The organism is Paenibacillus sp. A14 (assembly GCF_036864815.1).
Lineage (GTDB): Bacteria > Bacillota > Bacilli > Paenibacillales > Paenibacillaceae > Fontibacillus > Fontibacillus sanfengchensis.
On record NZ_JBAGJD010000004.1, the window covers coordinates 672,624 to 678,983 of the forward strand.

The 6,360-nt window shown below is 55.0% G+C and carries 3 protein-coding genes; all 3 read left to right on the top strand.

Annotated elements, in window-relative coordinates; genetic code table 11:
- Positions 1–78: 78 nt before the first annotated feature.
- The 3 genes from V4U88_RS14490 (at position 79) to V4U88_RS14500 (ending at position 6,244) form a co-directional block, all read left to right on the top strand.
- The gene (locus tag V4U88_RS14490) at positions 79–3,654 is read left to right on the top strand and encodes a DNA polymerase III subunit alpha (RefSeq protein WP_334073950.1); all 3,576 of its coding nucleotides are present in this window, start codon (positions 79–81) and stop codon (positions 3,652–3,654) included.
- A 127-nt stretch (positions 3,655–3,781) separates the two neighbouring features.
- Positions 3,782–4,270 (top strand): phosphatidylglycerophosphatase A family protein, encoded by a 489-nt coding sequence (locus tag V4U88_RS14495; protein ID WP_334073951.1) that lies wholly within the window; start codon positions 3,782–3,784, stop codon positions 4,268–4,270.
- A gap of 921 nt (positions 4,271–5,191) precedes the next feature.
- Positions 5,192–6,244 carry an IS4 family transposase gene (locus V4U88_RS14500; protein ID WP_334073952.1) on the top strand — a complete coding sequence of 351 codons (1,053 nt, stop codon included), beginning with the start codon at positions 5,192–5,194 and terminating at the stop codon, positions 6,242–6,244.
- Positions 6,245–6,360: the final 116 nt, after the last annotated feature.

Genomic DNA, 6,360 nt, shown 5'->3' on the forward strand with positions numbered 1-6,360 from the left:
TTAAAAAGGGAACAAACGTTTTGATTTAAGTCCTAACCCAACTAAATTTTCGGTTCAACTTGGAAAGGAAGGAAACGCATGGACAGCTTCGTTCATCTCCACGTACATAGTGAATACAGCCTTCTCGACGGTGCGGCCCGGCTGGAAGAGCTGGTTGCCCAAGCGGCCGCTTTCGGCATGAAAGCGTTGGCGCTGACCGATCACGGCGTGATGTACGGCGCGGTTCCTTTTTATAAATTGTGCCGCTCGCACGGCATCAAGCCGATCATCGGCTGCGAGATGTATTTTACGGCGGGATCCCGGAAGGAGCGGGGGAGCCGGAAGGACCAGCCGATCCACCATCTGATTTTGCTGGCCAAGAATGAGACCGGGTACCGGAATTTAATGAAGCTTTGCTCGATCGGCCATCTGGAAGGCTTTCATTACAAACCGCGGATCGATTGGGAGGTGCTGGAGCGCCATAAGGAGGGGCTGATCTGCCTAAGCGCCTGCCTTGGCGGCGAGGTGCCGCACCATCTGCTGCACGGCCGGCTGGAGGAGGCAAAACGGGCCGCGCTTCGTTACCAGGCCGCGTTCGGGGAGGACTTCTACCTCGAGCTCCAGGATCACGGGATGCCCGAGCAGAAGAAGGTCAACCCGCTGCTCGTCGACCTGGCGCGCGAAACCGGGATCAGCCTGGTGGCCACCAATGATGTCCATTATCTCGGGGAAGGCGATGCCGAGGTCCAGGACGTGCTGATCTGCATCGGAACGGGCAAGACGGTGGACGATGAGGAGCGGTTCAAGATCGGGACCAGCCAGCTATATATGAAGAGCGGTCCGCAAATGGCCGCCTTGTTCCCCCATATTTCCGAAGCGCTGGACAATACGGCGAAGATCGCGGACAAATGCGAGCTGGAGCTTACGTTCGGGCGCCATATTTTGCCCGAATATCGGCCTGTTCCGGAAGGGTTGACGTCGGCGTCTTACCTGGCCTCGTTATGCGAGCGGGGACTTGAAGAGCGGTATGGACACCAGGAACTGTGGCGGGATGAAGCGGAGCGGGCTAAGCTGAAGGAGCGGCTACATTATGAGCTCGGGGTCATTGGCAGCATGGGCTTCTCCGATTATTTTCTCATCGTTTGGGATTTTATCGCTTATGCGCACCGCCACGGCATCGCCACGGGCCCCGGACGGGGCTCGTCGGCCGGAAGCCTGGTTGCCTATGTGCTGCATATTACCAACGTCGATCCGATCAAATACCAGCTCCTGTTTGAACGCTTTCTGAATCCCGAGCGCGTGACGATGCCGGATATCGATATCGATTTCAGCGATGAGCGGCGCGACGAAGTGATCGCCTATGTGGCGGACAAATACGGCGCCGAGCATGTCGCGCAGATCATCACGTTCGGAACCATGGCCGCCCGGGCTGCCGTCCGCGATGTGGGCCGGGCGCTGAACGTGCCGTTCGGGGAGGTCGATAAGGTCGCCAAATTGATTCCCGGGAACTTGGGGATGACGATTGAACGGGCCATGAAGGAGAGCCCGGATCTGAAGCAGCTGTACGACGCGCAGCCCCGGATCCGCAAATTGCTGGATACGGCCCGGAAAGTGGAGGGCATGCCCCGGCACGCCTCCACCCATGCCGCCGGCGTGGTCATTTCGCGCGACCCGCTGACGGATGCGGTACCGCTGCAGGCCGGCAGCGAAGGAACCGCTTTGACCCAGTATTCCATGGAGAATCTGGAGTCTGTCGGACTGCTGAAGATGGACTTCCTTGGCCTGCGCACGCTTTCCATCATCGAGCGCTCCATGCGCTGGATCGGAGAGCAAACGGGAAATGCGCCGGATTTCCGGCTGGTTCCCGACGACGACCGGCTCACTTATGAAATGCTCGGAAACGGGGAAACGACCGGCGTGTTCCAGCTGGAATCGGCGGGGATGCGGCGGGTGCTCCGTGAGCTGAAACCCACGGACTTCGAAGATATCATCTCGGTTTTGGCCTTGTACCGGCCGGGTCCGATGGAATTTATCCCGAAGTTTATTTCGGGCAAGCACGGGCAGACGGCGGTGGATTACCCGCACGGGGATCTGGAGCCGATCCTCAAGGATACGTACGGCATCATCGTGTATCAGGAGCAGATTATGCAGATCGCTTCCCGGATGGCCGGTTTTTCGCTCGGAGAAGCGGATTTGCTGCGTCGGGCTGTATCGAAGAAAAAGCGCGAGGTGCTGGACGAGCAGCGGGGCCACTTCGTCGCCGGAAGCAAGGCGCAGGGATATCGCGAGGAGGAAGCGAACGCGGTATACGATATGATCGTCCGCTTTGCGGATTACGGCTTCCCCCGCGCCCATGCCGCCGCTTACGGCGTGCTGGCCTTTCAAACGGCCTATTTGAAGGCCCATTATCCCGTGCATTTTATGGCCGCCATGCTGACGGCCGTCATGGGAAGCCACCGCAAGGTGGCGGAATATATTGTCGAATGCCGGCGGATGGGCATTACCGTGCTGCCGCCCGATGTGAACGAGAGCGGGATTCTTTTCACGCCCCAAGCAGGGGCGCAACGTGAGGGAGCGGACCGTGAGAAGCAAAGCGGAGACGAGAACTCCGCGCCTTCTCTCGGCATTATCCGCTTTGGGCTGGCCGCCATCAAGAACGTCGGTACGCAGGCGATGGAGAGCATATTGCAGGAGCGTAAAGAGCGCCCGTTCGACAGTTTGCTCGATTTTTGCCGGCGGGTCGATCTCCGGGTCTGCAACAAGCGGGTGATCGAGTCCTTGATCCAGGGCGGCGCATTTGACGCGCTACCGGGCCACCGGGCCCAACTGCTCGCCATGCTGGACGAGACGGTGGAGGCGGCGCTGAAATGGCGCAAGGAGCGGGAGGATCTGCAGATCCAGCTGTTCGACTTCGAATTGACACCGAATTGGGATATCGAGTATCCGGAGATTCCGCGGTTTACGGCGACCCAGCAGTTGGAGCTGGAGCGCGAACTGCTCGGTCTTTACCTGTCCGGGCATCCGCTGGACGATTACGAGGACGTGCTGGAGCAGGAGGCCGCGGAACGCCTGATGGAGCTGGCCGATGCGGCCGACGGCAGCAAAATTGTCGCCGCCGGGATGGTCGTTTCGGTGAAGTCGATCACCACGAAACAGGGGAAGGCGATGGCCTTTATGGAGCTGGAGGATCAGATCGAACGCTGCGAGGTCGTGCTGTTCCCCGAGGTGTGGCGGCGGTGCTCCGGGCACGTCGCCAAAGGGGCTCTGCTGGCGCTTCGCGCCACCGTCCAGCAGCAGGACGAAGGCTTCAAGCTGCTGGCCGACGAGGTGGCGCCGCTCAGCGCGCAGAGCCTCGCGCAGCTAAAGCGCGGCCTCGCCCGGGGCGGCCGCGCCCCCGCCGCGCCTGCGGGGGCGCAGGCCGCGGCGCAGGAGCGGAAGACGCCGGCGCAGCAGCGCGTCTTCATCAAGATCACGGCGGCGGCGGAGAACGCCGGCCTGCTGGAGCAGCTGAAGGCGCTGCTCGTGGAGCATGCCGGTCCCGTGGGGACCGTGCTGTTCTACGAGAGCACCGGCAAGCTGCTCGCCTTGAACGAACGGTACGGCGTCAAGCCGTCCCCGGAACTGCTCCGGCAGATGGAGCGGCTGCTGGGCCCGGATACCGTGAAAGTCAAATAAGCTGTAAAGCTGGGGGCGTATGATCGGGTACCCTCAGCTTCTTTTTTTCATGAACATTTCAAGTTTGCCCCGCATACACATAGGAACACGAGAGGGAAGTGTCCATTAGATTCGGGAGGGATCGGATTTGTCCTATGAGGTAGCGGAGGCGTGGCTTAAGCGCCGGGGAGTGGCGCTGGAGGAAATCGCCGGGATCGTGTACGCTCTTCAGGCTCCGTATCATGCGGACCTGAAAGCGGAGGAATGCTTGGACAGCGTGAGGGCGGTGCTGAACAAGCGCGAGGTGCAGTATACGTTGTTCACCGGGATTGCCCTCGATGAACTGGCGGAGCGCAAGCTGTTGCCGGAGCCGCTGCAGGCGATTCTCGAAGCGGATGAGCCGCTGTACGGGGTGGACGAGACGATGGCCCTCGGCATCACGAGCGTCTTCGGCATGATCGGGTTGACGAGCTTCGGGTATTTGGACAAGATGAAGCCGGAAATTATCGGCGGGCTCAACAATGATGAGGGCCGCATCCACGTGTTTCTGGATGATTTGGTCGCGGGTCTCGCCGCGGCCGCATCCGCCCGGATCGCCCACAAAAGCAGCGGAGCCGCGGTCTATCCGGCGGAATAAGCTGTTCGCGCCATCTTCCTGGCTTGGCGGCCTTGTTGTTGCCCCGCCATGATCGGGAAAACCTCCCGTAATTAGCACTGGTGCTGCATTAACCCGCACACGACCTGCGACAGACCCTGTTGCATTGTTGCTGCTATCGAGAATGAATTCCTGCGAAAGAAAGTCAGGCTTTCGTGGCTGGTACTAACGCCGGGGGAAGTCTAACGGCTGTAGCAGCCGCTATTTTGCGAAAAGTAGCCCATTCGAAATTCTAACGGTCTTGAGCGCCGTTATTTTCCAGGATTACTGCCCTAACAGCCCCGTTTATGCGAAATAAGCGCTGTAGCGACCATTAGAATTGGAAATCGGTGTTTTCAGGGCAATTAACGGCTGTGGCAGCCGTTAGCGTAATTTTCGTTTTTCCAGATTTGATGCAACGGTTGTTGTTATTCCCACTAGTGCCGCTTGAAGCTATTGGATCGCAAACAAGTTTAATTCATTTGCATAACTAGGCCTACGTATGATTTTTTTGAATACCTGACTGAAGCCGGTAGGTAGATAAGGGCTCGATGCGGCGCTATTTTGTCGAATTTGGCTGGGCGGTGTGATATAGCGGATTTTTAGGCACTAGCATTGCATTAAACCTGACACAAGAAATTAACGGAACAGTATTTACTAAATATGTTAATTTATATGTTATTTTCATGGAATAAAATAAAAAAAGCTCCTATTGTTGAGTTAGATGCGTTACCCATAACTCATCTCAACAAAAGGAGCCAACCATGGGTAACATACACAATTTATCTGTGATTCGTCAATGCTTTTCTTATATTTCTGAAGAAAATTTTAGCTTTCCAATTTCCGATCATCGTGTTCGCAAGCTTACTACCTTAAAAAGTATCAAGTTAATTTTAGCCTCCCAACTCGCTAAGTGGGATTCTTATGAACACATTTCTCAAGCCACTTCGAACAAGCACAACGCTGCAGGAAAGTCTGGAACTATCCAGCATCAGTAGTTCTCAAATCTCCAGGCGTCTAAAGATGATTCCTACCGAGATACTCGAAGGTCTATTCCTTGAACTCATCGGCAAGGTCAAGCAGAAAGCTCCATCGGAAATCAAGGGCACACAGATTCGGATTATCGACTCGACTTGTCTAAGACTTCCGGCGACACTGGCCAACTGGGCGTACGTAACCCGTGACCACACTCAAATCAAAATTCATGTTCGAGTCTTGGTTTTGACTAAAAATGAAGAGAAAGAGGTCATTCCTGAGAAGGCCATCCCTACTACGGGGAATGTGAGTGACTACGAAACCATGAACTTTCTGGTCGAAGATGACGGCACAATATACGTGATGGATCGCGGTTATGTGAAGTATAAACAGTTCGATACTTGGCTAGAGCAAAAAGTTCAATTCGTAACTCGAATCAACGAAAAACATAGGGTTTGGCAGGTGGAGCAAGAGCTGCCGGTTCATCCGGATTCAAACATCATCCGAGATGCTATCGTTCAATTAGGGAGTGCCTTTCGCAAGACAGAGAATTCTTTACGCCTTGTAGAGTTTTTGGATGAAAAGGGGCGCAAGTATCGTCTGGCTACTTCGTGCTTTGACCTAAGTGCTGAGGAAATCGCGGACATCTATCGGCAGCGTTGGCTGATCGAGCTATTTTTCAAGTGGATGAAGCAGCATTTGCGATTAGTGAAGCTGTATAGCTATGATCCTCAAGGGATATGGAACCAGATCTTTATCGCTTTGATCGCTTATGCTATGGCCATGCTCATTCATGTGATCAGTGGAACCCGAATGAGTTTGTGGGAAGTGCTTCAATCACTTCGTCTTTTATGGGAGAAACCTAATTTGCTACTTGAATCCGAGCTTCATCGAAGGAGTAAAAGCCAGAACAACAAAGGGCGTCAAAGGAGTACAAAAATGTACAAGGAACCGCCTATTATGAACACATCGGTTGGAATGATCAAGCCAAGAAGAAAATGAAGCTGAGTGAAGAGGCAAAATAGAACAAAAAGTTAATATCCATAAAATGGAATAACGCATCTATTTTCTGACCCCCTTCATTTTTTGGCCAATTACTTAAAAATCGATATGGAAAA